This is a genomic window from Bacteroidales bacterium (assembly GCA_012519055.1).
GTDB lineage: Bacteria > Bacteroidota > Bacteroidia > Bacteroidales > Salinivirgaceae > JAAYQU01.
In genome coordinates, this window is record JAAYQU010000010.1 from 79,322 (window position 1) to 105,923 (window position 26,602).

At 32.9% G+C, this 26,602-nt stretch carries 25 protein-coding genes; 5 read left to right on the forward strand and 20 right to left on the reverse strand.

The features are described 5' to 3' along the window. Positions 1-102 precede the first annotated feature (102 nt). The 13 genes from GX311_02105 to GX311_02165 form a co-directional block, all read right to left on the reverse strand. Positions 103-1,428 (reverse strand): glycosyltransferase family 4 protein, encoded by a 1,326-nt coding sequence (locus GX311_02105; protein NLK15172.1) that lies wholly within the window; start codon positions 1,426-1,428, stop codon positions 103-105. Positions 1,429-1,598: 170 nt separating this feature from the next. Continuing rightward, positions 1,599-2,663, reverse strand: a complete 1,065-nt coding sequence (locus tag GX311_02110; protein NLK15173.1) for a helix-turn-helix domain-containing protein — start codon at positions 2,661-2,663, stop codon at positions 1,599-1,601. A 120-nt stretch (positions 2,664-2,783) separates the two neighbouring features. Next, positions 2,784-3,917, reverse strand: coding sequence for a DegT/DnrJ/EryC1/StrS family aminotransferase (locus GX311_02115; protein ID NLK15174.1), 1,134 nt, complete (start codon positions 3,915-3,917; stop codon positions 2,784-2,786). A gap of 145 nt (positions 3,918-4,062) precedes the next feature. Beyond that, a complete protein-coding gene (locus GX311_02120; GenBank protein ID NLK15175.1) occupies positions 4,063-5,529 on the reverse strand; it encodes an oligosaccharide flippase family protein in 1,467 nt (488 codons plus the stop codon). Between the two features lie 121 nt (positions 5,530-5,650). Then, a complete protein-coding gene (locus GX311_02125) occupies positions 5,651-6,625 on the reverse strand; it encodes a hypothetical protein (protein ID NLK15176.1) in 975 nt (324 codons plus the stop codon). Positions 6,626-6,632: 7 nt separating this feature from the next. Further along, a complete protein-coding gene (locus tag GX311_02130) occupies positions 6,633-7,847 on the reverse strand; it encodes a glycosyltransferase family 4 protein (GenBank protein NLK15177.1) in 1,215 nt (404 codons plus the stop codon). Continuing rightward, positions 7,840-8,889: an NTP transferase domain-containing protein gene (locus tag GX311_02135; protein ID NLK15178.1), complete on the reverse strand. Its 1,050-nt coding sequence runs from the start codon at positions 8,887-8,889 to the stop codon at positions 7,840-7,842. The genes GX311_02130 and GX311_02135 overlap by 8 nt, the downstream gene beginning before the upstream one ends. 2 nt (positions 8,890-8,891) lie before the next feature. After that, positions 8,892-9,533: a hypothetical protein gene (locus tag GX311_02140; GenBank protein NLK15179.1), complete on the reverse strand. Its 642-nt coding sequence runs from the start codon at positions 9,531-9,533 to the stop codon at positions 8,892-8,894. Then, positions 9,530-10,711, reverse strand: a complete 1,182-nt coding sequence (locus tag GX311_02145) for an ATP-grasp domain-containing protein (protein NLK15180.1) — start codon at positions 10,709-10,711, stop codon at positions 9,530-9,532. Before GX311_02145 ends, GX311_02140 begins: the two co-directional genes overlap by 4 nt. Positions 10,712-10,901: 190 nt before the next feature. Then, complete coding sequence (locus GX311_02150; GenBank protein NLK15181.1) at positions 10,902-12,170, reverse strand: hypothetical protein; 1,269 nt, start codon at positions 12,168-12,170, stop codon at positions 10,902-10,904. Between the two features lie 135 nt (positions 12,171-12,305). Then, positions 12,306-13,979 carry a PDZ domain-containing protein gene (locus GX311_02155; protein NLK15182.1) on the reverse strand — a complete coding sequence of 558 codons (1,674 nt, stop codon included), beginning with the start codon at positions 13,977-13,979 and terminating at the stop codon, positions 12,306-12,308. A 49-nt stretch (positions 13,980-14,028) separates the two neighbouring features. After that, on the reverse strand, positions 14,029-15,117 hold the full coding sequence (locus GX311_02160) for a mannose-1-phosphate guanylyltransferase (GenBank protein NLK15183.1): 1,089 nt from the start codon (positions 15,115-15,117) through the stop codon (positions 14,029-14,031). A gap of 236 nt (positions 15,118-15,353) precedes the next feature. Continuing rightward, a complete protein-coding gene (locus GX311_02165; GenBank protein ID NLK15184.1) occupies positions 15,354-15,932 on the reverse strand; it encodes a UbiX family flavin prenyltransferase in 579 nt (192 codons plus the stop codon). A gap of 214 nt (positions 15,933-16,146) precedes the next feature. On the opposite strand from GX311_02165, the gene vanZ reads away from it, so the two are divergent. Next, entirely contained in the window at positions 16,147-16,545 is a 399-nt protein-coding gene (gene vanZ, locus GX311_02170) for a VanZ family protein (GenBank protein ID NLK15185.1), read from the forward strand. 6 nt (positions 16,546-16,551) lie between these two features. Here vanZ and GX311_02175 read toward each other — a convergent pair whose 3' ends face one another. Genes GX311_02175 through GX311_02195 form a run of 5 tightly spaced genes read right to left on the reverse strand, consistent with a single transcriptional unit; the run spans position 16,552 to position 20,567 of the window. After that, complete coding sequence (locus GX311_02175; protein ID NLK15186.1) at positions 16,552-17,727, reverse strand: amidohydrolase family protein; 1,176 nt, start codon at positions 17,725-17,727, stop codon at positions 16,552-16,554. After that, complete coding sequence (locus tag GX311_02180) at positions 17,724-18,305, reverse strand: hypothetical protein (GenBank protein NLK15187.1); 582 nt, start codon at positions 18,303-18,305, stop codon at positions 17,724-17,726. Before GX311_02180 ends, GX311_02175 begins: the two co-directional genes overlap by 4 nt. A gap of 32 nt (positions 18,306-18,337) precedes the next feature. Continuing rightward, complete coding sequence (locus GX311_02185; protein ID NLK15188.1) at positions 18,338-18,943, reverse strand: hypothetical protein; 606 nt, start codon at positions 18,941-18,943, stop codon at positions 18,338-18,340. Positions 18,944-18,948: 5 nt separating this feature from the next. Then, the gene (lgt, locus tag GX311_02190; protein NLK15189.1) at positions 18,949-19,770 is read right to left on the reverse strand and encodes a prolipoprotein diacylglyceryl transferase; all 822 of its coding nucleotides are present in this window, start codon (positions 19,768-19,770) and stop codon (positions 18,949-18,951) included. Positions 19,771-19,784: 14 nt separating this feature from the next. Then, complete coding sequence (locus tag GX311_02195) at positions 19,785-20,567, reverse strand: peptidylprolyl isomerase (GenBank protein NLK15190.1); 783 nt, start codon at positions 20,565-20,567, stop codon at positions 19,785-19,787. Positions 20,568-20,743: 176 nt separating this feature from the next. Between GX311_02195 and rnpA the strand changes: the two genes are divergently transcribed. Continuing rightward, a complete protein-coding gene (gene rnpA, locus GX311_02200; GenBank protein NLK15191.1) occupies positions 20,744-21,133 on the forward strand; it encodes a ribonuclease P protein component in 390 nt (129 codons plus the stop codon). Between the two features lie 207 nt (positions 21,134-21,340). Here rnpA and rsgA read toward each other — a convergent pair whose 3' ends face one another. Beyond that, entirely contained in the window at positions 21,341-22,297 is a 957-nt protein-coding gene (gene rsgA, locus GX311_02205; GenBank protein ID NLK15192.1) for a ribosome small subunit-dependent GTPase A, read from the reverse strand. Positions 22,298-22,379: 82 nt separating this feature from the next. Next, a complete protein-coding gene (locus GX311_02210) occupies positions 22,380-23,261 on the reverse strand; it encodes a DUF2797 domain-containing protein (protein NLK15193.1) in 882 nt (293 codons plus the stop codon). A gap of 112 nt (positions 23,262-23,373) precedes the next feature. On the opposite strand from GX311_02210, the gene GX311_02215 reads away from it, so the two are divergent. From GX311_02215 to GX311_02225, 3 genes are all read left to right on the forward strand, one after another. Beyond that, positions 23,374-24,174, forward strand: a complete 801-nt coding sequence (locus tag GX311_02215) for an autotransporter outer membrane beta-barrel domain-containing protein (protein NLK15194.1) — start codon at positions 23,374-23,376, stop codon at positions 24,172-24,174. 131 nt (positions 24,175-24,305) lie between these two features. Next, the gene (locus tag GX311_02220; protein ID NLK15195.1) at positions 24,306-25,715 is read left to right on the forward strand and encodes an MBOAT family protein; all 1,410 of its coding nucleotides are present in this window, start codon (positions 24,306-24,308) and stop codon (positions 25,713-25,715) included. Between the two features lie 9 nt (positions 25,716-25,724). Continuing rightward, positions 25,725-26,602 (forward strand): hypothetical protein (locus GX311_02225; protein NLK15196.1); only part of this gene is annotated, 878 nt, incomplete at its 3' end.

Here is a 26,602-nt window from a genome sequence, read left to right on the forward strand (position 1 = left end):
ATCCGATTGATTTATATAAATAAATATCTATTTGATTTAACGAGTATTGAAGTTTTTACATTGGGGGAGGAGTGTTTTTCTAGTTTATGTTTTTCTATCTGTTTATATGCTTTTTAGTTTTCTTACTAACTTTTCCGTTTGCACCTTTCTAGAGTACATCTCTGCTCCAACAGTATGGTTTTCTATGTAACCTTTTTCTTCAAACTCATGGCACAGATCATCTAAAACTTTATGTAAATGCTCTCTATCTTTAACAATAATTCCACTATTTGTTTTTCTAATCAAATCGGCTTGTAAACTTTCACTTAACCCTTTGATTGGTTTATAGTTAAAACACCTTTTTTTCAATAAATTTGCCTCCTCGTCATTTTCAAAACAGAGAATAATCTTACGATTTAAAGCTAAATAGTCATATATTTTTGTGCCCATTATTGAATAGTCATTGAATAGAAGTAAAATGTTTGATTTAGATAACTCTTGAACTAATTGATTATTTGGAATTTTAGGAAATATTTTAATGCTATCTTTTAAATTGCCACGTTGTTCAATAATACTATAAATCTCTTTTTTATTGCTTATACCATAGAAGTGAATTCTAACTTTTCTATTAGAGTTAATTTCTAAATAATCTGAAATTACATTTAGGAAAAGCTTATAAGGATGGTATTCATAAATAATACCAGCTAAAGATATTGTCAGAGTATCATTGTTTTGAATAGTTTTTGTATAGCTAGTGAAAATATTTTCATCATATCCGTTTGGAATAATCACAAAAGGTTTATTTTTTACTAATTCTTTTATTTTGAAACTAAAAAATTCTGAAACGGTAGAAATAAAAGAGACATTTTTTAAGTATTTTTTTTCCAAAATGGGTGTAAAATATCTAAAAAACAGCCCCTTGCGTCGAGATGTATTCTGGCTCCAAGGATCTCTATAATCTGCAACCCAAGGGATATTAAATTTTCTACTTAATTGGGAAGCGTATTTAAACAAAATAAAAGGTTCGCCGGTAGTTATAATTATATCAACTCTATTATCTTTTAAAAAGTTTTCAGCAGCTTTAAATAACTCATATTTTGTTCCTATTGGTAAAAACCATTGCCCAATTTCGTTCCAGCCAGTAGATATTTTCTTTAACAAGTTAGAGAGAGGGTCGTTTTTGCTTTTTAGAGTTAAGCGATTTGAAAGAGTCGCCTTGTATGAGGTTTTTATTAAAATGCCCTTTTCTGTCTCTTCAACTTCGACTTCTTTTGTTTTACTTGGCTGTATGTAGTCTAAAGTGTTGCCATGAATTGGGTTCCAATTACGAGTAACTACTATAGGGAAGAGTCCCATTTTCTTAAAGTTCTCGTACCAGTAACTCGGGCGTAACCCTCCAACAGAAACGTAAGGGGGAAAATCATAAGCTAATATTAGAACTTTTTTCATCGTTGGCGATATGAAAAATTAGAATAAAGCGTACAATATTCGGTGCAAATATAGTTAAGAAACAGGAATACAAAAAGTCACTTCGAAATATAAACTCAGTGACCGTTCACGATCACTGAGTTTGTTGTGATGTGTTGAGCGGAGCCGAAGTGATGCCACCACCATAAAATTTATGTTAGCTCAATATGCTCTTTTAAAGCTTCACGTGTGCGCTCAATAATCAATTGGTAGAAATCATCTTTTTTATGGTCTATTTGTACAGCCTCTAAGGCTCGATAATATCTTTGGCGATTTGCCAAATCTCCTTTTAGGCTGACAATAGGATATCCGTTTTGCAAAAGAATAAGATTCATAACCAAACGAGAGGTTCGCCCGTTTCCGTCAATAAATGGGTGTATTGATACCAAGCGTTCATGCATCTCTGCTGCTAATATTACAGGATGTAACCCGTTTTTTTGTTGGTTGTAAAAACGAAAATAGTCGTCCATAAAGCCATTTAACAAAAAGGCTTCGGGTGGTATATGCCTACTCCCAGTTATACGTACTTGTGCTGTTCTATAAACTCCTGCTCCGGCTTTATTGATCCCTTTCAAAATTAATTGATGTATTTGTTTAAGAACGGTGTCGTTCAAATCAATTTTTCTTGAAGCTAAATCGATAATAAAGTCTATAGCCTCTTGATGATTAATTGCTTCTAAATGTTCGCGCATTGTTTTCCCACCAATAGTTATACCTTCGTTCACTACAAGGTGCGTTTCTTGGAAATCAAGGGTGTTGCCCTCGATTTGATTGCTTTCGTAGGTATATTTGGTACGAAAGTAGTTTGCCATTTTTTGCAATTGGGTTGTGTTAAGAGGTTTTTGATTTTCCCACTGTTTTTGCAGTTTAGATAATTGCTTTAACGCTTCGCTTAAATGGGAGATGTTAATTATCTCCATTTTATTTTTGCCTGAAAGGTAGGGGATACGTTCTTCTCTTACCTCATTTAGAACTTCACTTGCATATTCGGGGTACTCTTTTAATATGTTTACTACTCTGTTTTTCATTCTTTCTTTTAGTAATTGTTGATAATCAATTGAAAGCAGTTGTGCTAATTTTTGTAATTGTTGGAGAGTCGGCTCACGTTTTCCAGATAGGATACGGCTCATTAAACTTGAGTCTATTCCCACAGCATTGGCAAGTTCGAAAATTTTTATTCCCAACTCTTTTCGTTTTATTTCTAATATTGTTTGCATAATGACTATATTTTACATGACAAAAATAGTCATATTTTGTTATAAAAGAAAGAAATTATGACAAAAAGTGTCAACTTTTATCATACGTTAAACAGGAAACTATACAACCAGTATAAAAGGTTATTTATTAAAATACATTTTTATTGTATCTGTAATCAAATCAATCTCTTGTTGTTTTAGATTTGCATACATTGGTAGTGTGATTTCATTATCACAAACATATTCAGTTATGGGCAAACAAGCAGGATATTTTTGATATATGGAAAACTTGTGTATCGGTGGATAGTGGATACTTGTTTGAATTCCTTTTGAATGTATAAAATTTCTTAATTCATCTCGTTTTTCAACAGTTGAATTTTTTAAAACAATTGGCATAATGTAGTTAGACACAAATTCTCTATTATCCTTGAAAGGAATAATAACTTCTTCGATACCAGATAACTTTTCAACATAATACTTTCTTACGTCAACTCTTTTTTCCAAATCTGCTTTGAGTTTTCTTAGCTGAACAATTCCGATGGATGCACGAATGTCGTCCATTCTAAAGTTATAACCTAAATCTACAACATCGTAACTTGTAGCATGCCATTTTGATCTTTGATATGACATAGTAGTCATTCCGTGCGACCTCAATAGTTTACAGCGTTTGGCAAACTCGTCGTTGTTGGTAACAAGCATTCCTCCCTCACCAGTGCTAATGTTTTTATTGGAGAAAAAGCTAAAGCATCCAACATCTCCAATGGTTCCCAGTTTCTTCCCTTTATATTCCGACATAGGTCCATGGCAAGCATCTTCAATTACTTTTAAGTTGTGTTTGCGTGCTATAAGCATTATTTCATCCATATCAGCAGGAAAACCTGCCATATGTACTACTATTATGGCTTTTGTTTTGGCTGTAATGTTTTTTTCAATCTCTTTGGGGTCAATGTTCATATTGCCTGTACTTTTTATATCACAAAAAACAGGTGTAGCCCCAACATATCTAATACAATTTACTGATGCCACAAAACTCAACGAAGGACATAGCACTTCATCGCCCTCTTTGATATCGCATAATATGCATGCCAAATGTAATGCGCCTGTGCAGTTTGCCAGACTTATTGCATGCTTTACATTCAGAAGTTCAGAGAACTCCTTTTCCAATTCTTCACATTTTGGTCCAGTGGAAATCCAGTTTGAGCGTATTGTCTCTGCTACAGCATTTATCTCTTTTTCGTCAAAGTTTAGGTCAAAAAGTGGGATTTTGTATTCCATATCAGCGATTATAACGTAAATTTTATATAAGTCTTTAAGAATTGATAATTTTTAAATTACAATTAGTATAACAATAAGTTTTCAGACAGTTTCCTTATGATTTCTATGGACAAAGTTACAGAGATTTGTTTTATTATTATGAGTTTTAAATTTTATCTTTTTTTAAGATATTTTTAATTATAATTGTTAAATTCAATTTATGCTGTCTCAAAAAAATAGTGCTAATTATAATACACGTTACAAGGCTCAAACTTATTAAAGGATAGTATTTCCCCTCAACTACAAGATGGTTAAAAAAGTAAATAAGAAGTATATATAGGCATAGTACAGCAGTAATTATAATACTTTTGTTTAGTTTAATTTTCAAGTTTGCTATTTTTCTCCCCAAAATAAATAAAAACACAGACATAGCTAAGTACGATATTATTTGAGAAATACCACTGACAACAAAACCATATTTCCCCATAAAAATAAAATTAATCAACAGACCCAAAATTCCTGCAATAACTATTCCGCATAATATATAAATGTTTTTTTTACACAGATTAAAACTTATAGAAAATTGATTAGATGCTAAATTAAAAATACTTGCAAAAGCTATTAAAGGAACTACATATATTACATTTATATAACTATAATTTGTCAAAATTAACGTTAAAAATGGGGCAATAGCAATAATTCCAATTATAACTATACAAGTAACAAAAATTGTTAAATCAAATACCTGTTGATAAGTGTTTTCTGCATCATTATCCTTACGAATTGACATTACATATGGACCTATAGCCATGCGTATCATGTCTGATAAAACTGAAATTGGTAAAACTAATTGCATAGCAAGTGCCAATAAAGCTACATCATCTTTTTTTGGCAATACTTGGGCTCCGACAAACTTGTCGGCATTCGTAATTATTACAGAAAAAATACTTGATAAAATAAAGGGCCATGCATAAATAAATATTTTTTTTAATAGTGCTTTGGAGAAGTTCTTAATATAAACATAAGTTTTTGCTTTGTTTGTATATATTATACTAACTAATGAACGAGAAAGAATTTGTGCTATAACAACTTCTACTATGCCAAGTTTAAACACTGCCAGAACTAACCAAACTAAAATTAAAGTAAAGCAAGCTTCTAATAGCACTATTGTAATAGCAGATTTAGCTTTACGTTCTATTCTAAAAAAATTAAGATTAGTATTGTTAAATATATAAGGGAATAATTGAACGCCTATTAAAACAAGACATAGTTTTAAACTATCTGCATTTGTTGTATCAACAACAAATAGTCTATAAAGAAATTGCGAGGAAAAAAGCAAAACAAATAAAACACAAATGCTAACTACTAATTGATAGTAAAACCAAGAAGTCAGCACAATTTTTCTATATCTTAGATTATCATATTCGTAATAATAAAAAAATACGCCTGCATTCAGTGCTGTAAGAAATGTTAAGACTGAAAAAACAGCCTGTAGCATTACCAAATTTGAATAATCAATTTTTCCTAAATAATTTGCGTATAAAGGGATTAAAAACATCGCAAATATTCGAGAAAAAACATTCCCAAAACCGTAAATTAAAGTTTCATTTATAAATCCCTTTAGTTTTGCCATCTGCTATTTTTTGATTTACAAACAGTCTGTTTAAACGTGTGATTTTTTCAAATACTGTTCAATCCTGAAGGTGTTATTGTAACAATCAGCTTCTTTTAAAAATAATTGTCAGTCCATTTGCTCATGGTTTAAAAGTTTCCCCATTTATTTTTTTGCTCTGTCTGCGCATTAATACCTCTGTTATTCTTTTAACCCTTGGCTGCACTCTATACATAATTTTAGTAATCAAATAATGAAATTTATTGTTCAAGTTTTTTTGCCATTTGATAGCATAAGAATTAAATATCTCTTTCTTAGTTAGCAAATACATTATTTTCATAAGTGGAACATGCACGTTTTTTTGATAATAATAACTAACTAATTGTTCTTTTAACTGATCATAAACCGACCAATACCAAACATCATATTTATGTAAGTTTACCTCTAAGGTTTTGACACATTCGTTCCAAATGTTTTTGGCTTCACTATTACGGGTTACTCGGTAATAGTCTAATATTCCTAAAATTGAATATATAAATCCATTTAATACGTATGATGGGGTTTTAGTTGGATACTCTTCAAACCACAAGTATCCATTTTCATCGATTCGTCTAAATCCTCCTTCTTCATACTCCAAATAAAAGGATTTGAAAACCCTGTGAGATAAATCTAAATATTTTTCATTGTTAAGTAATTGATAAGCCCTAAGAAATACGGAAATTAATTGTCCTTGAGTCATGCCAGAAACCCAACCTTTGGGAATATTATACTGTTTATTAAACCCTTGTCTAATTACTATCGAATTGTTTAATGGTTCGGTTATATTTTCTAACCAATTTACACAATTAATAAATATTGATTTAGATTTATCAATCTCTATGCCTTTTACATAAAAGTCGTATTGCATTAAAGCATATTGAATAGTAGTAATGGGTGCATAATATTTAATGCCTCCCTGTAATAAAATGTAAGGAATTCCATTGTCGTCTAAAGCTGCAAAAATTCCATTATCAACATGTACTATTGCTGGCGTAATGTCTTGATAATAAGCTCCTAGTTCTCTATCCCACGATATATTGCCAACATCTATTAATATGCTATTATCTATTCCTTTCATACGGTTTTTAATCAATTAACAATTGAGTTAAAAGTTTATATAGTTTTCTTCTTTCTCTTTTAGTTTGATGTGTTTTATCTATGTTTACTTGCTTGTATATATCAATAAAATAGGGCATTACGGCTTTCCATGTTGCAAAATCTAAAATAGGACTAACGTTATTAATACATTTTTGTTTAAGTTTATCGTAATTATTCAAAATATAAGTAAAGTTTTCCAATAGCTTAGTTTCTGAACTTCTAATAAAAAACAGACCCATATTTTCATATACTTCGTATGGTAGCCAGTTGCCAACTAATAAGATGTTTCCTGTTGCAAAAGCCTCTTTAATTGAACTTGACAGAGCATCGGTAGTTTGTGTGTTAACCGTAATATCTGATATTATTCTAATCTCGGCAATTTCATTATTTGTTAGCCAATGTTTTTTATCATTGTCGGGGTTTTGAAATGCAATAAACTCTATATCTAAACCCCGTAATTTTGTTAATAATTTTTCTGAATATTCCTTTTTGTTCCCATAAGTCATGGGCAAGAGTATGAAAAGTTTTTGTTTAATTTCTTTTGGTAACTTTTCTAAAACATCAAGAAATATAAAGTGTTGTTGTAGGGGATTTGCGCTATAACCAACAGTTACTACAATTTTATCTTTTTCGATTTTATATTTATCTCTATAAATTTGTCTGTTTTTTTCGTTATATAGTTCTGAAATTATATCTAATCTGGCAGAACCAAAATGTGCAAATTTTATTTTATCAACAAATTCAGGATAAATAGCTAAAAAGTCCTCTTTCATATTCGGACCTATCGTAATTATTTTAGCAGTCTCAAAAATTTTTTTTTGTGTTCTCCTTTCTTCCTCGCTACTTCTATAGAAATCAGATCCAAACAGAGTAGCGACAATCTTGCTACTTTGCTTTTTTATACTGTCCATATAGGGAGAGTAGTAATGCCCACACCATTGAATATCAACAATATCGTTATGTTTTATATATTTTTTTATTATTCTTTTGCGAAATAGTTTTCTATAGATTTTAAAGGCAAAGCCCTTCAAAAATCTTGGGTAGAGATATTTATACTCCTCTTTTTCGTTAAAAAACTGAAATGACCAAATATCCAAAGCAACAACAGAATAATTTCTTTTCTTTAATTCAGAAATAAATTCCAACGTTCCGGGATGCCAAAATGGAATAGGGGTTAATATATTTATCCTTTGTTTATTCATTTATCAGTTTTAAATATTGTTCCCACTCTCCAATATCTGTCCAAGAATTTTCGCTTACAGGAAAAACTCCCACTTTTCTATCTTCTGATTTTAATTTTTTAATTAATGAGGTTATATGATAAAAAGTGTTTTTAGGGATTTCGTTTATTAAATGTGGTTCCAGAATGTAAAATCCGGTATTTATACTAAAAGTTAGTTCTGGTTTTTCTGTAATTTCTTTTAGTAGCCCCTTTTCTCCAGTTTTTATAGTCCCATAGGGTATTGAATATGTTTTAAGAGCAGCAACAATTGTTAACTCGTTTTTGTTTTCATAGTGATATTGCAAAATCTCAGAATAATCTTGGTCTATTAGTATATCACAATTTGTTACAAAAAAAGTAGATTTAATTTTTCCTTCTAATAAATGCAAGCTTCCCGCAGTTCCTAATGGTTTGCTCTCTTCAAAAAAGTTTATATCATATTTATTATCACTAAAGTTGTTGAGATAATATTTTATAAAATCTGCTCTATAGTTAATGGATATATAAAAATTATTACAAGCAAATTTTGCAAAGCTATCCATAATATCTTCAATTATGGTTTTGTGACCAATAGGTATCAATGGTTTTGGTAAAACATTTGTCAGGGGTTTTAATCGTGAACCTTGGCCTCCTGCCATAATAACAACAGGTAAATTGATTTTTTTATACTCTTTTTGCCGTGAACTGCCAATAATATCTTCCCAGTATAATATTTTTTTCAAATAACCTTTGTTATCTATTACAGGCATGGATTCGGTACGATTTTCAATCATCACTTGCCTGATTTCTTCGTATGATTGATTCGTATGTGCAATGGTTATGTACTTTCTAAGTATTTTCTCAATGGGCGTGTCGAGGGGATGTTGGTTAATTATTGCTCTTTGTAAGTCTCCTATACTTAGAACCCCAATAAATAAATTTTCTTTGTTTGTAATAAAAAGCAATTTTCTTTTTCTTTCGTCCATAAGTTTCATAGCCGAAAGGATAGTATGGTCTAATGATATAATATCTTCATGTTTCATAACTACATATTGTCTTTAATTTTTCTCGCTGGCATACCAACGTATGTGCCGGGTTCCGTGATATCTTTAACGACCACTGTGCCCGCTCCTGTAAAAACATTGTTACAAATTTTAACATCGCTACTTATAGTAGAACCTACACCAATAAAACAACATTCTCCTACATCAGCTCTTCCTGCAATAGATACTGCTACTGAAATAAGACTGTGCTTTCTTACAACTGAAACATCGGCAATACAGCTATTAATTTGTATAAATACATTGTCTTCTATTATTGAATCGATGAGTATAACAGATTTCGGAAAAATTAAGACACCTTCCCCAATTTTTGCAGTAGAATCTATAATGCAACTCGAATGAATAAAAGTGGCAAAAGGTATTTTGTTTTTGAATCTCTCAAAAGCATCTTTTCTGTATTGCATTCTTGTGTAGCCTACAGCAATACTAAGTTCATCAAAAACGCCTTGTTTGTATTGCATTTCTACGTCATCTAATTTGCCAAGAATAGGATAATTATTTACAATTGTGCCAACTGGCGTAAAATCATCATAATATCCTACAACTTCAAATTGGTTGTCTTCAACCATATAATGCCCTACATGGCGAGCCATTTCTCCAGAGCCTATAAACGCGACCCTTTTCATATCTTGTCAATGTTTATTTTAATTTGATTAAAAATATTTTCTTTTAAATTTAACAAGTTTTCTCTATTATCAGTTTTTAAAACAAAATAACCATATCTATCAATACTGGAAACAATTTTAGGAATTTTGTCCCCAACTTTTAAATCAAAAGAGTAGTCAATTACCTCAGGTATGTTTAGAATTTGTTTTACATCATTTATTTTAGAAATAATACCCGGTTCAAAACAAAAAAAGAATATTCCTGCAACACTAAGCTTTTTGTTAGAAAAATTTGGTTCTTCATCTAGTGCAATTTGTAACAATGCTTTTTCCATATTGATACCTGTAGATGCTTTAACAAGTGTCGAAGATATAAAATCCCCACCAAGTCTGGGACTAATTTCAATTAAAGTTATTTTTCCATCTTTAATTTTTACCTCATTATGTGCTCCACAATTTTCAAAACCAAATGCTTTTGACACGTCTTCGATTAAAGTTTCCAACTTTTTATGAACATCTTTCTCTAACAAAGCAGGTTGTATGTGTCCTAACTCAACGAAGTAAGGTAAAGGAGTGACTATTTTTTCGGTAATTTGTACAATCTTTGATTTTCCATTAAAATGTAACGACTCTACGCTATATTCTTTGCCATCAATAAATTCTTCTGCAAGTAAGTAAGGCTTTTGAGTGTATTGTATTGATTCTTTAAAAATATTTTCTAAATCATTTTTATTTTTACAAAGAACGACCCCTCTACTTCCCGAATTATCCGTAGGTTTAATGACAATTGGGAAATTTATTTCATCGTTTGCTGTTTTAATAACGTTTCCTTTTGCAAAAGGGAACCCCAATTCAGCAAATTTTTTTTTCATCAAAAATTTATCTGTACATAATTTCGCTGTTTCTTCAGAGAAAAAGTTGAATTTATATTTTTTGGCAACTTGTGCCATCATGACCAAGGGTTTATCTGTGGCTGCCGTAACAATAGCATCTGTTTTGTGCTTTTCTACAACTTTACATGTGCCTTCAAAATCTTGTCCATCCACAACTTCAAATGCATCAGCATACAGTCGAGCAATGGCTTTAGGATTGGGATCAATTACAACTGTATAAAGATTCTTGTTTAAACATTCTTTAATTAAAGATAGTTGAAAATTAGAACCTCCAAATACTAAAATAGATTTTTTATTTTTCTTCATAAATCTGTGTTCTTCAATCTACTAGAACTTTAACAATAAAGCTCAAATTCTTTGTTAACTTTATATTCATATGTTTTTATGAAGATAGTTCATATATTTAGTGTTATTAAGTAGTTTCAGCACAAGAAGATCGAATATTTTATATTTATTGCTTGTTATTGCAAATATAGTTTTTATTCGGTAGCTGTTATTAACTAACAACGTTCTCTTTTTTTTCCTTGTTCAATATTATAATAAAAACCGTTCCAAGAAACAGAAACGGCGTAATCGGTATTTTAAAACGTACTAATGCTCCAAAGTTCGATGTTGAAATGCCTACGCCTATTGCCATAAAAAGTGCAAAAATAAAGCAGAAAATTAAGAATCGGTTTTCTTGTATTATCTTTAATGTTTTACGAAGCCCAACTTTAAATATTACATACAAAAAAAGCAATAAAAGAATAGTGTTTTCAATTGCAGACATAAGCATAACCAATGATCTTGAGTCCCATAAAAATGGACGAAACAAACCTGCGACTGCCGCCGCTGGCATTACAGAAAGTGCTCCACCAATGGTTGGTTCAAAATCGCCAATATCGAATGCCGAGCCTTCGTAATACTCTTGCTTTAAATCGTATTGTGTAATAGCTGCCTTTTGTAACATGCTCTCTATACTACCGTATGATCCTCCAACTGATGCCATAACGTAGTTTAGTGCCCACATGCCCATAAAACCAAACAAAAGTATTGTTAAGGGCAACACCGCTATTCTTAACACTTTGTTTTTTATTTTATTTATTTGGTCAAATCCGAGCCAGATAAAACCTGCAGCTATGTAAGTAAATAGTATGTATGGCTTTATGGTTATTACGATATATGCGCTGAAGAGTAGTACTAAAATATTCCAAATGCTCCATTTCTTTCGGAATACAATGGCGTGGAATTTAATAAAAAACAGCAATCCGAAAGTAAACGAAAATGTATCTTTAGTAATGCCCGAACCCCAAAAAGTTACCGAAGGTATAAAAAGTATTGCAACAGCTATCCATTTTTGCATTGAGGGATAAATGTCGGCCAAATATTTATAAACTTTCCAATTAATCAAAAACATTGTAGCTGAAACACATATCGTTGTCAAATAGTAATTTTTAAGTCCAATGACGGTAAACAACGACAAATAACGATGTAGAGCATATATTTGTGGATCGTGAAAGCGTGGGTAATAGGTTATTGTGTGACTTAGTGTGTTTATGTTTTCGGGTGTAACTGTGTCAAACAACATTCTAAAAAATGCACGAGTATTGGTAAAAAGCATATCACCTAAGTAACATGAATTTGCGAAATAGTAGAAAGTGTCTCCGGAGCGTTGATAGTAAAAATCGTATATCAATCCAAAACACAAGCCCATTGCAACTTTGAAAATAAAACCCCACATAAACAGTTTGTTATCGCCAGACTCATTTCGTTTAAAAATTGACATGGCATGAAAAGCAAAGAACAGAACAGTTAAATAAATAACTATTAGCACTATATACAAAGGGGATAAATAGTTCTGTTCCATTTAAAATTCACAAACCGTTTTATGGTTGTAAAATATTACGTGCAAGTTTTGTGTTTATTCTACTTTAAGCAATTTGTTATATCTTGCAATGTTGTTAATTAATGCTCTGGCAGAGTCAACTTCGGTGTCGTGTCTTAAAAAGTTTTGAATGCGTCCACGTTGATAGTAGTAGCGACTTGCGATTTCTTCGTTTAATAGTAATATCAATTCATCTTTAGATAAAGTTAAATCACTTTCAATATCGCGTTGAATTTTTTCTTCAATCTCTTTTATGTTGTTTTCAACCAAATCGAAGTGTTTTTCTTGTTTTAGTGATTTAATTAATTCATCTAATTTCTCTTTGCTTTCTTTGTCGTAATGAAGTTCGCGTGTTTTTACAAACTCAATAAAACCGTCAAAATCCTGGTCGGTAATTGTGAAAACATCTGGCTTATCGATAGAGTTGTGTTTCGAAGCATATTGTGTTGCAAAATCAAAAATATGATTACCAACATATAGTTCTGTTGTTAAACGGCTCATTGTTTTCGCTTCCAGTTCGATATCTGGTTTAATACCACCACCATCATATACTTTTCGTCCGTTTTTTGTGGTAAACTCCGATACTAATGAATCAGGAATGTTCCCTACGCTACCATCTTCATTGCGGTTTGAATAGTCCAATGCTTGAATACATCGCCCCGAAGGTATATAATATTTAGCTGTTGTAAGTTTTATTTGTGCATTGTAGCTTAGTGGGCGTGTTGTTTGAACAAGCCCTTTCCCAAAGGTGCGTGTTCCCATAACAACTCCTCTGTCCATATCTTGTAGTGCTCCGGCAACAATTTCTGAAGCTGATGCAGAGCCTCGGTTAACTAAAACAACAACCGGCATTTTGGGAACAAAGGGTTCTTTTGTTGTTACAAAATCGCGATTCCATTGTTGAACTTTCCCTTTTGTTGAGACAATCAATTGGCCTTTGGGTAAAAACAGGTTGCATATCAAAATTGCCTCGTCTAATAAGCCTCCGGGGTTACCTCTTAAGTCTAAAATTAGCGATTTAGCTCCTTGATTTAGCAAACTGTCGATTGTGCTTTTAAGCTCTCCGGCACAGTTTTGAGTAAAATTGTTAAACTGTACATATCCAATGTTATTGTCAAATACAGTATAATATGGGATAGGATTAATATGTATATGTTCTCGAACTACATTAAACTCAATAGGTTTTGATTCTCCGTAACGTTCTACCAAAACTTTCATTGAAGTGCCAGGTGTACCTTTTAACTTTTCCGAGATAGCTTCAATGTTTTGGTTTTCGGTATCGAAATCGTCAATTTTTAATAAAATATCACCTGCACGAAGACCAGCTTTTTGACCGGCTAAGCCTTCGTAAGGGTCTGCTATTACTGCTCTTTTCCCCGATTTTCGAATCAATGCACCTATCCCTCCATAATTGCCTGTAGTCATAAACCGCAGGTCCTCAATTTTCGATTCTGGGATATAGTTTGTATATGGGTCTAATGTTTCCAACATTTTGTCAATGCCGTCTTTAATTAGCTTTCCGTGGTCAATTTCGTCAACATAAAATTGGTCTAATTCGTTAACTACGGTATAAAAAATATCTAAGTTTTTTATAACTTCGAAACTGTTATCGACTGCTCCAGTTAGTAATATTGTAAGTCCTACGCATGCAACAGCGATAATTACTCTTAATCTTTTAGATATTCGGTTAGTATGTTTGAATATATTCATGAATTTATATTTTAAGTTTCAAGGGATTAATCAAGTTGAAAGGATATAGTTAGACGTAATTTTCGCCAAAATTCTTTTTAATATCGCTAATAATTTTCTGTAAATTTTGTTCTTCGCTTTTTTTGCATATTAGTAGACAGTTGTCTGATTCTGCAACAATAAAATCTGTAAGTCCTTGAATGACAACAATCTTGTCAGGAGGTAAATCAAAAATGGAGTTTTCGGTATTGTAAGTGAGTATATTTGGGTTTACTCCTGCGTTTTGATTCTCGTTTTTTGCAACGTGTTCATAAAGCGAACCCCACGTTCCGAGGTCTGACCAACCAAAATCATCTGCAACAACAAAAACATTTTGTGCTTTTTCCATTATACCGTAGTCAATAGATATATTCTTACATATTGCATAGACTCTTTCAATTTGTTCAGTCTCTTTGTTGGTGTTGTAGTACTTTGAAATATCTCCGAATAGTGTTGAAACATCAGGAAGAAAAGTTGCAAACGCTTTACTTATTGTTTTCAGATTCCAAATAAAAATACCAGAATTCCATAAAAAATCACCACTATCAATAAAAACTTTTGCAAGCTCGAGATTGGGTTTTTCGGTGAACGTTTTTACTTTATGTATTGATTCAAAACCCTCAACCTCTTCGTCGAACTGTATGTAGCCGTACCCTGTGTCTGGTCGCGTGGGTTTAAGTCCTATTGTTACTAAATTATCGCTGTTGGCAGTAAAGTCTAACCCTTTGTTTATTACTGTTCTAAATTTATCTTCGTTCAATATAATATGATCCGAAGGGGCTACAATTATGTTTGCATTTGGATTTTTGCATCTTATTTTTTCGTTTGCATAGGCAATGCACGGTGCTGTGTTGCGACGCGCTGGCTCTAGCAACAGCTGTTCTTTTGATATAAAAGGTAGTTGTTCGTGTGTTATCTTCTCGTATTGCGAATTTGTGACAATGAAAATATTTTCTCTTGGACAAAAATATTCGTATCGTTCAAAAGTTTGCTGTATAAGTGTTTTACCTGTTTTTAATATATCCAAAAATTGTTTGGGTTTTTCAGAACGGCTTATGGGCCAAAAACGGCTTCCTATGCCACCTGCCATTATTATACAGAAATTATTGGGATTTTTCATATTATAATGTTTTACTGTCTTGATTTCTACAGATTCAATACTGTTGTTCTTTTATATATTAGGTTTGAGTTGTGGGGTTTGTTTTATAATCTAAATATAAGTGAAATGTATCTGACAATTAATATTTTGAATGTTTTTTTAAAAGTCTTGTTTAGCAGCGAACTTATTTTTTTAACGTCCAAAGATAGAAAATAATATAATTGTAACCACGAAATTATATTAATCAAAACCCAACATTAAAGTTTATATCCCCATCTGAAAGTATTATTAGACAATCCAACCAAGTCAATAATCCTATCTACAACAGTCATTGATAGTTGCTCTATTGTTTTTGGGTTAGAGTAGAACGAAGGTGTTGCCGGACACACTACACCACCCGCAGAAATAATTTGCTTCATATTTTTAATATGGATGAGATTGTAGGGTGTTTCGCGTGGCACCAAAATAAGTTTGCGCTGTTCTTTTAACATGACATCAGCAGTACGTGATATTAAACAGTCGGATATTCCACTGGCTATTCTCGCCAACATCCCCATTGACGAAGGACAAATTATCATAGCAGAATATTTGGAGCTTCCTGAAGCGAATGGCGCGTAGAAGTCGTTATTTTCAAACAGTTCAATTTTTCCTTCTGCCGAAGGTATAGCCGTGTGTAGCTCAGATTCCCATATTTTTACTGCATTTTCAGTAAAAACCAATGCGATTTTTTCTATTTCGCCAGAGCTTGATAGTTTGTCAATCAGAAGCTTAGCATATAACATCCCACTGGCTCCGCTGCAAGCTAAAACTATTTTTTTTAGATTGTCCGTGCTCATTGTTTTTTATGAGATTTAAAAACAAAGATAGATAAATATTTTTGACCTTGCATTCGAACACATTCGTCAAACTCGAAAGATTGTTAGCCAAAATAGAACTGTTTTTGTGCAACTTTACAGGTTATTAAACGTATCATTACTGTAATAATTTAGCAATATATCACTTTCGATTGTTAGCTGCTAATATTATTAAACTGAAAAAATCATTAATTATATGAGACTTGTTTTTTCCGGTATTTCACTAATGTGGATAGGTATAGTGATGTTTTTATCTTTAATGAATCCCACTTATAGTGAAGTGTCGCTTTTTCCCAATAGTGATAAGATAGTTCACTTTTTGATGTATGGTATTATGACTACGTTTTTCCTCTCATGCTTACAGTTAGAGAGGGGTATTTCACAATCAGTGATATTTTTAACCGCAATCATGGCTGCAATTGTTTTCGGAGGATTGATGGAATTAGCACAAGAGTTTTTGACAACCACTAATCATGCGAGTTTTTGGGATTTTGTGGCAAGTGGAGTTGGAGCTATAGTTGCTGCTTTAGTCTATAAACGTTGGTTGTGGAAAGCGATTGGGCAAAATTTTGCAACTTCAGTTGTAAAACAATAAACTATATCAAACAATCCTGCAGATAGTTGCATTATCGGTAGGCTTCATTTTTTCATAATCAAACTGTGTAATTAAATTTACTCCTGGAGTTTTCTCAATCTCAAAACTGCCGAATTTCTTGTCAACATTTAGTGCTTTGGCTCCGTTTATTGTCCCCCATTTTAGCAGTTCGTCAAATGAAAAATTTGTTTTCTCGAGCAAAAACAATATTTCGTTAAATATTGACAAATCTGTATTTGAAGCCAGACTATCTGTCCCTATACAAATTGGTACTTTATCACTCCATTGGCTGTAGTCTGGTAAAAGGCTATTAATAAACATGTTTGAACGAGGGCAGGTTACGGCAAACAGAGATATATTGTTTTCATGGGCAGTGTTAAGTGCTAAATCCCAATCATTTGCTGTGGCGTGTGTATTGTGCACTGATAGTAGCTGGCTGTTATTAATATCCTGCAGCATTAATTGAAACGGGTGTTTAGTATTGTTTGCGATATCAATAATGCCCAGTGAGTTATATAACGATTTTAGGGATTGTTGGCTATCGTTCAATTTTTCTTGTTCTATACTGTTCTCTAAAATGTGTATACTAAGAAGCTGATTGTTTTCGGTTGTGTAGATTTTGCGTAAAAGACTTTTGCTTAACGAGTAGGATGCATGTGGTGTTATGGTAGATGCTAAATTTCTTTGCTTATAAGCATTGCAAACAGATACTCCTTTATTATATATATCTGCCGATTTTTGTTGCACAAGCCCAAATAGTTCTACAAAAGTGTGATAATAGATTTTACTCGAAGCCTTTATCTCTAATGTATCAAGAGTATTGCTAATGTCGCCAACAGCCACAATGCCTTGGTTGTACATCAGTTTGTCGTATTGTTCGGCATATTCGACAATTTTTGCTATTCCGGTTTTTGGTCGTGTTATCATCGATTGTAAGAAGCTGCGCATACCTGTTCCTTGTTTGAAAAAGCCTTTAAGGTGTGATAACTCTAAATGTGTGTGCGCATTTACAAATCCTGGGACAATTACACCACTGTAATATTCGCATCCATGCTCCTCGATCATCTCTCCTCCGTTATCTTTTATTTTAACAATAGTATTATTGTCGTCTAAATATATGATGCCATATTTTATTGGTGGAGAGACAATTGGATAAATATATGTGGCGGCTATTTTTCTCATTTCTCGTTTTGATAAGTATATTTAATCTTCCTTTCCCCTGTTTGTGATTGGTTATCAACAAGTTTTTTAATAGCACCAAAATGTAGTCCACAATCAAAGCATTTGTCGTGATATGGATTGCGTTTTGTTCCGCAAGCAGGGCAGACGTTTGGATTTTTAAGCCACTCCAATTGTTCTTTTGTGGCTTTTTCGGGCAAAAACTTTAAACTTTCGGGAATAACAGAATCTACGATTTTATATACACGCTTATCGTACACCACTTTAATTGCAATAAGGGTAAGCGGAACGAAAAACAGCAACATTATCCATACGCCCAATGGCAAAAGCTTGTAAAGCAGCGCAATAATTATTACACTTATAAATGCATAACTAAATAGATTGTGCATTTTAGTTTTATAGTTTATTCCATTGTTGGTAACAAATAGGCTAATATTCAGTTGATTATATCTTATCGTTGCGTGGGTGTTGTTATTGGTACTTTCATCAACTTCGATATCAAAGCCTTTGCTTTTGCACAATTCTTCTATACTGCATAGCTCAGGTGTAGAGTTTGTTTCTATAAACCCACTAATTGTCATACTTAAGTTGTTTCTGCTATGCTATGCTTAAATTACTTTTTGTTAATAAAATATCTTCTTAGTTCCATTTCGGTATATGGTTCCGGAACAGAGTCGGGGGAGCTATTTATTTCGCGTTTTATAAGTCCCACGTCAGGTGCGTACGACTCGCGACATACCCACGAGTTTTCATTCTCTTGTCCGATAAATTCAACCACCACTATAACGGAATCGAACACGGTTTGACCGTTCGTGCCAACACCTTGAGACAAAGTTACTGACGCAGATGCTTCAACCACCTTTCTAAAAACTTCTTGTCCTTCCCAGTGATTAACCACCCATGCCGCGCCAGGTGTTGTTTTTAGTAGGGTTTTGATTGGCACAAGTGTGCTGTTTTGTGTTATATTATACTTAAACACATATTCGTTGTTAATACGGGGAACAAAAACATACTCCGACTGTGCCATATTCCCCAACTCTTTGTAGTATATATGTTTGTGATATCCGGGATCTACTTTTACTGTTGTGCCGTTAGAGTAAACCCAATAGCTTTCAGGATATGCAGGAAAATATTTTTCCGGAAAAATAAATGGATAATTGGTCTCTTCGCAACCAAATGCAAACAAAAGTACTATTCCAATAAATATTATCTTCTTCATTGCGGTTAAGATTTCTTAGGTGAATCATTCTTAATCAGGAAACCTTTGTTTTTATAATAAATGTAAATCAGTAATCCTATTCCGAACAAAATAAACGGGAGGCTTAACCACTGCCCGATATTCAAGACCATACCGGCTTCATGTGCAACTTGGTCTTCTTTGATGAACTCTACGAAAAATCTCATAGTAAACAGCAATGTCAGAAACAGTCCAAAAAGTACACCGTTGTGCAATTGTTTGTGCTTTGAAACAAATAGTTTGTACAGTAAAAAGAAGATTAATAGTGCGGCTAATCCTTCATAAATCTGCGTTGGGTGCTTTGGAACAGTCTCACCAGCCCTGACAAAAATAAATCCCCATGGCAACGTAGTCTCAATTCCGTATATCTCGCTGTTGAAAAGATTGCCCATTCTGATTAATAATCCCCCTAAAGCCACAACCACTACAACTCGGTCGAGAATATTTATCATAGGTATTTTAAATTTTCTTGAGAAAAGATACAAAGCCATCAAGATACCAACCGCTCCGCCATGACTCGATAATCCGCCATGCCAAATCTTTAATATTTCAGCAGGGTTGCTAAGATAGTAATCAGCTTCGTAAAAGAAACAGTGTCCAAGCCGAGCCCCGATAACTGTACCTATAAAAAAATACATAGCCAAAGAATCTAATACTTTGATACTCAATCCGTCCATTTTAATAAAACGTTTCAGAATGAGATATCCGAAAAAGAAAGTGGCGGCAAACAAAAGTCCATACCAACGTAAAGAGAATGAACCTATTGTAAATATTTCGGGACTAACATCCCATATGATATAACCTATCATAGTTTGTGTGGTTTTTATTTTATTATCTTAATCTTCATTTTAATATCCTCCACAGGTCTGTCGGCTTGTCCTGTCTGTTGTGCTGCTATTAAATCTATTACATCCAACCCCTCGACAACTTCGCCAAAAACTGTGTAAGCTCCGTCTAAGTGTGGAGTTCCTCCAATTTCTGAATAGATTTGGATTTGCTCATCGCTATATTTAAATGGCTTATACTCAGGTGATCTTTGTATTATTTCGACAATTGGATTAATAATTTCGTTGATTGAATCATATTGTTGGGTTTCTTGAAACGATCTTATTTTTGCTTCAATTTCTGGGTTTCCTGCAATATATTGACCAACCAATCTTTGCATTTGCGGTTGATTTATTCGCATCTCCATTGATTTTAATTGCTGAGGTGTTACGGTAGTTCCCTGTACAATGTAGAATTGGCTTCCCGAACTTCTTTTTTCCGGGTTAACGTTGTCGCCTTGTCGTGCAGCCGCAATAGCTCCTTTCTTGTGAAACAGATGAGGAGCAAACTCAGCCTCGATAGTGTAATCAGGTCCGCCATTGCCCAATCGTTCGTCGGGTTTGGCATTTCTGGAATTGGGATCGCCACCTTGAATCATAAAATTTTTAATAACACGGTGAAATATCAAATCATCGTAATATTTTTCTGAAACGAGTTTGATAAAATTGTCCCGATGCTTAGGTGTCTCATCGTACAATTCAATTACGATATTGCCAAATTTTGTTTCAATCTCTACTTTGCTACGTTTGTGAGCTGTTTGGCATTGCAAAGAAAAACACATAATTAGTAATGCGCCTATTGTTAATATTCTCATTTGTATATAGTTTTATGTTTTTTTTAAAGATATTTACAGTCGATAAAGATATGAATTATAATAATTAATCGGCGCGTTAAAATTAGCTAAAAAAATATTACGTAACTTTGAATATTATTAATACGTATTCGACGAACCTTTTCATGAAGCAAAATACTTTAAATAAACATGAACGCTTAAAAAGCAGAAAAGCTATTGAATGTTTATTGTCTGATGCTAAAACATTTAGTCTTTTCCCTGTTAGAGTTTTGTTTAAGGTTTTCCCCGGTGACAATACTGAGCCTCTGAAAGTGTGCGTAAGTGTGTCGAAACGTAAGTTTAAACGTGCTGTTGATAGAAACAGGCTTAAACGTCAGATGCGCGAAAGTTGGAGAGTTCACAAGCATGAACTTAGACAAAAACTCGGCGAAAATAATTTACGAATGGATGTAATGCTTATCTATATCTCTAATGAGAAAGAAGAGTTCGCGAAGATTAACGAAAAAATTGAGGCATCTTTAAAACGGCTTGTTCAGTTAATAATTAACAATTAAACGGCTGGTTACTAAATTAATAGCCATGACTTTTAAGTCATGGGGGAGGTTGGTACATATATTTATGGGCTTTAGCCCAAATTTGATAAATCTTATTTTGGTAATGTTCATTTCTACACTTCGACTTCGCTCAGTACAACGCTTTGCTCAGTGCACCGTCCTGTTTCCCGCTCTTACCTTGCACCTTTTATCTTTTACCTTTTAAATTTACGCATAGTCGTCATGTCTATACTTTTCGTCATCATCATCAAGAAATATAGTAACGTAGTTAAAATATCGCGATTCAGGTATAATTCCCTCTTCAACATCTTGAATAACATTGCACCCGGGCTCGTGAATGTGCGTGCAGTTGTAAAATTGGCAATGTTCGGACGATTTGAATATTTCCGGAAAAAAGTGGTATAGCTCGTCTCGGTCAATATCAATCAAGCCAAAAGACCTTATGCCCGGAGTATCAATTATATAGCTATTGTTGACCGTTTCATGCATTGTAGCAAAAGTTGTGGTGTGCTTGCCCTGTTTATGTGCCTCTGAAATATCACCGATTTTAAGATTTAGTGACGGGTCTATTCTGTTTATTAAACTACTTTTTCCGGTTCCTGAATGACCTGCAAACAGAGATACTTTGCCAGCCATATCGTTTTTAATATCATCAATCCCTATGTTTTTTGACGCAGAGGTACGGAAACACTGGTATCCAATAGATTCGTAGGTTGTTATATATTCTGCAAATCTTTCAAGTAGTTCTTCATCTTCATACAAATCAATTTTATTGAATACAATTTTTGCATCAATACGGTAGGCTTCGGCAGTAATCAGCATGCGGTCAATAAACATCAGAGAGGTGTTTGGCTCTGCCAAGGTTGCTATAATATAAAAGTTGTCAATATTGGCTGCCAATATATGACTCTCTTTACTAAGATTTGTCGCTCTGCGGATTATATAGTTCTTACGTTTAAGTATTTCTGTAATAACGGTTTGATTGTGCGTGGTGTCAGTATGTAATACAACCTTATCGCCCACAACAACAGGGTTTGTTGACCGTGCTCCTTTTAGTCTAATTCTTCCGCGCAGTGTGCATTCAATTAGTTCGCCAGTTTTATCGTGTTTAACTATGCTTAAGCCCCCTGTAGAGCGAAGAACAGTACCGGTTTCTTTTTTCATGTGTTTGTTTGAGTAAAAGTTAAAAGTTTATAAAGTTGGTTGCGTTCCTTGTACCTTGTACCTTGCTACTTGCTCCTTTATTTCACACCTCAATATCGAACTTATAACCAGAATATTTACGGATATTCAGAGCGTAGCTGTTGTCAAACAAGAGATATTGCCCTTTTATTCCAATCAGTCTTCCCGAAAAGATAGGCTTTTTATCGAAGTTAACAGATTGTTTTACAGTTACTTTCTCGATAATTGGATATTCAAATTTATAAATAGTATCGTCGCTATTAAAATATTGCCTGTATTCATCTGGTAACAAGCTGCTTAGTTTCTGCTTCGATTCAATCAGGTCAACATTTTTTTGATTGTTGTTTGTTAACATGGTTCGCCAGTGGGTTTTGTCGGCAATATGATTTTTATAGAATACCTCAATAATTCCTGCCAAATACCTGTTGGGAGTAAGTGCAAAGCTAATTGCCTGCGAAGCTCCTTGGTCTATCCAGCGTGTGGGCACTTGGTGATTACGTGTTACTCCAACTTTAAGTTGCGATGTGTCAGATAGATACACATGATGTTCTATCAAACAGTTTTTCTTTGCCCACTCCATATCGCGGGCAATTCCTAAATGCGCCTTACATTTTTCGGGGTGCAAAACATCTTCTTCCGTTTCAGGTCTTGTGATAAAGCACTTATAGCAATATCCTTGAGCAAAAGATTTTTTTGTTTTAGCTCCACACGCCACGCAGTTGATTATGCCCAAATAGGAAAACTTTATTTCTGCACCCAATAGTTCGTTCATATCAATTTGTGAATCACCTATTGGCAAAAAATATTTTACAGGGTTTTCGTGGATTGATACCATCTTAAGAATATTCCCGGAATACATATTCATGTTGCGTTGTAAATAATAACCAAGTTTTATAGCCCATTTTGATAAAACTATGCGAAAATAGCTAAATTTGCAGAACTTCAATACTTTATTGGTTAATTTTACCGTTGTTTTATGGTGTCTTTTAACTTGAGTTTGAAGCAGACAATTTTGTCTAACTATGTATATGTTAATTTGTTATTAAATTGCTGAATAGATGCGAACTGTAAAACCGTTTTTTTATCTGATATTTATCCTCTTTGTTTCAAGCCCATTGGGATTGCTTGGGCAACATCAGGTAATAACCACCAAGAACGATACTTTAAATTGTTCGGAAATAGAGTTCAATTTGGAAATGGAAGAAGTTTACTGCCAGTTGGCTTCTTCCGACAACGTTTTACTCTTTTCGCCCGATGATATTGCTACAATAAATTACCATTTTTATCCCAAATACCCTGATTTGTCGCACCCGCGATTTATAGTCCGTACTGGAATTGGAATTGCCATAAGTAATTATGTGCAAGCCTTTGGCAATATTTCTACTCAAAATATTTTGAAAGAGGAGCTAAAGCGAGGAGCACACTTTACAATTGGCGGACAATATTATATCAATAGAAGCTTGTTCGGAGTGGCAGCGGAGTATGGACATATGTGGTTTAAGCAAAGCTACGACAGTATCAATACCTGGGCTATGGAAAGATTGAACAACGTAGGAGTAGGCGTTGCATATTGCAGTAAATCGGTTACAAACGAACTGTTTGTAACAGCACAACTTCTTTTTACATATTCGGACTATAAAACAAAAGGGAAAATTCCTGCTTACGAGTTTCAAGGTGAGAACCAAATGTTTGGGGCAAATCTTTCGGCAACGTTAAACTATCATATAACAGAACACCTGCTACTCGGTTTTTCAGGCAAACTCCAATTTTTTGATAAAAAACCTTCTCAGCCAAATAAAACAAGTATCAATTTAGGTGTTTTTGAGGTTGCAATGGGGTTTTCTTGGATTTTTCCGTGATGTATCTAGAAATTAGAACACAGACGACACGGATTAAACGGATTGTTACGAATTTAATATGTGGCAGATTTTATAAGACCGTTAAAATAACAAAGCGCAAATAATAAACGATTAACAGACAAAAAAAATTAATGCTTTTTAACTCGATAGATTTTGCGATTTTTTTACCGATAGTTTTTATACTCTATTGGTTTGTAACAAATAGAAATTTAAAACTTCAAAACTTGCTAATTGTAGTGGCAAGCTATGTGTTTTACGGCTGGTGGGATTGGAGATTTTTATCATTGATCACATTCAGTATAGTTGTTGATTATTTAATGGGACTCCTATTAGGCAAAGAGGAGAATCAGCGAAAACGAAAAATTTTATTACTGGTCAGTATTGTTGTGAATCTTGGATTTTTAGGATTCTTCAAATACTACAATTTTTTTGTGGATAACTTTGTTGCAGCTTTTTCATTTTTTGGACGAGATATTAAAGCCAATTCATTGAATATCATTTTACCTGTTGGTATAAGCTTTTACACATTTCAAACCCTAAGCTATACTATTGATGTTTACAGACGAAAATTCGAACCTACAAAAGACTTTATTGCATTTGCCGCATTTGTCAGTTTTTTTCCAAATTTAGTTGCCGGACCTATTGAAAGAGCGACAAATTTATTGCCTCAATTTTATTCAAAGCGTGTTTTTAATTGGGAAAAAGCAAATAAAGGTTTTTTACTTATCTGCTGGGGTTTGTTTATGAAAATAGTAATTGCAGATAATTTAGCATTTTATGTAAATACCATCTTCAACGATATTGAAAGTTTTAAGGGCTTACCACTAATTTGGGCTACATTTTTTTTCACATTTCAGATTTATTGTGATTTTGCAGGTTATTCTTATATAGCAATAGGAACAGCCAAATTTTTTGGCTTTGACTTAATGACAAATTTCAGACAACCATATCTTGCTGTTTCATTTTCTGAATTTTGGAAAAGGTGGCACATATCATTATCATCTTGGTTTAAGGATTATGTATATATTCCATTAGGAGGTAATAGAAAGACAACTATTGCAACAAATTTTAATATTTTAATAACTTTCCTTGTTTCGGGATTTTGGCATGGTGCGAATTGGACATTCATTATATGGGGACTAATACATGGACTTCTTAATATATTATCAAGGAATTTAACAAAAATCAAAACATTCAAATTCATTAGGATTTCTTTTGTTTTTGGCATTACGATGTTTACATGGGTTGTTTTTAGAGCTAATTCTATTCACGATTTGATTTATTTCTTTACTAATTTTTTTAAGATTAACACATCCAAAATAATTGGACTTCCAACTATGGAGCGGAGTGACTTTCTAATGCTTATTATATTTATTGTTGTTTTATTTATAGTTGATATTCTTATTTCATATTTTGAAAAACAAAAAGTGAAATTGTATGAGAAAACTTTTGTTTTAAGTATTCTTTCATCAATCTTATTACTTAGTATTTACCTATTTGGAAGTTTTGAAGTACAAGAATTTATTTATTTTCAGTTTTAATAATATAAAATGAAGCCTTTTTTTAAAGTAGTTTTAACCACACTATCAATACTAATTATTGGTGTTTTCACTATAGAATATCTTTATAAAGACTATAAAACCACAATTGATAAAAAATTCGATGCTTATAATAAACAAAAATCTTCGCAAGTAATACTTATTGGCAATTCACATGTTGGATGTTTAAACGAACCAGAGTTTAATGGAAAAACATCATTTAATTTTTCTATAGGAGGTCAAGATATTTTTCATTTCTATACGATTTTAAAAACAGTTTTAGAACAAGAAAATAATATTGAGCTTGTAATAATAGGTGTTGACTACGATTTATTTGGATATGATTATAAAATTGCTAATACAATGTGGTTAGATAGGACTTATTATAAAAAAACTAAGTCTCTTTATGATTCATCATATTCAAATAAAATTATGGCGACATCAGCTTTTTTCCGTTCAAATAGAGATTTTAGTTATTTGTTTAGAAGTAAAGAAAACATTGCTGACAGTCAAAACATAAAGGAAGAGAACAAAATGTTTACTCCTATAATTGGCTCTGCAAAGGATAGAGCAATAGAACATAGTGTTCATAAGTTTGATGTAAATCTTGTAAATTCAAATGTTTCATATCTTGAAAAAATTATTTTCTTAACGTTGAGTAAAGGCGTTAATATCGTATTAATTAATCTTCCAAAACATAATAATTATTATAATAATTACAATAAAGAAGTTATAGAAATTGGGGAAAAAGAATTTGAATTAATTCGCAATAAGTATCAAGTACCAGTTTTTGATTTTTGGGAATCACCGGTTTTTAATGATACCGACTTTGTAGATGGAGACCATTTATCAGAGATTGGAGCTAAAAAGGTACTATCCATCATAGAAGA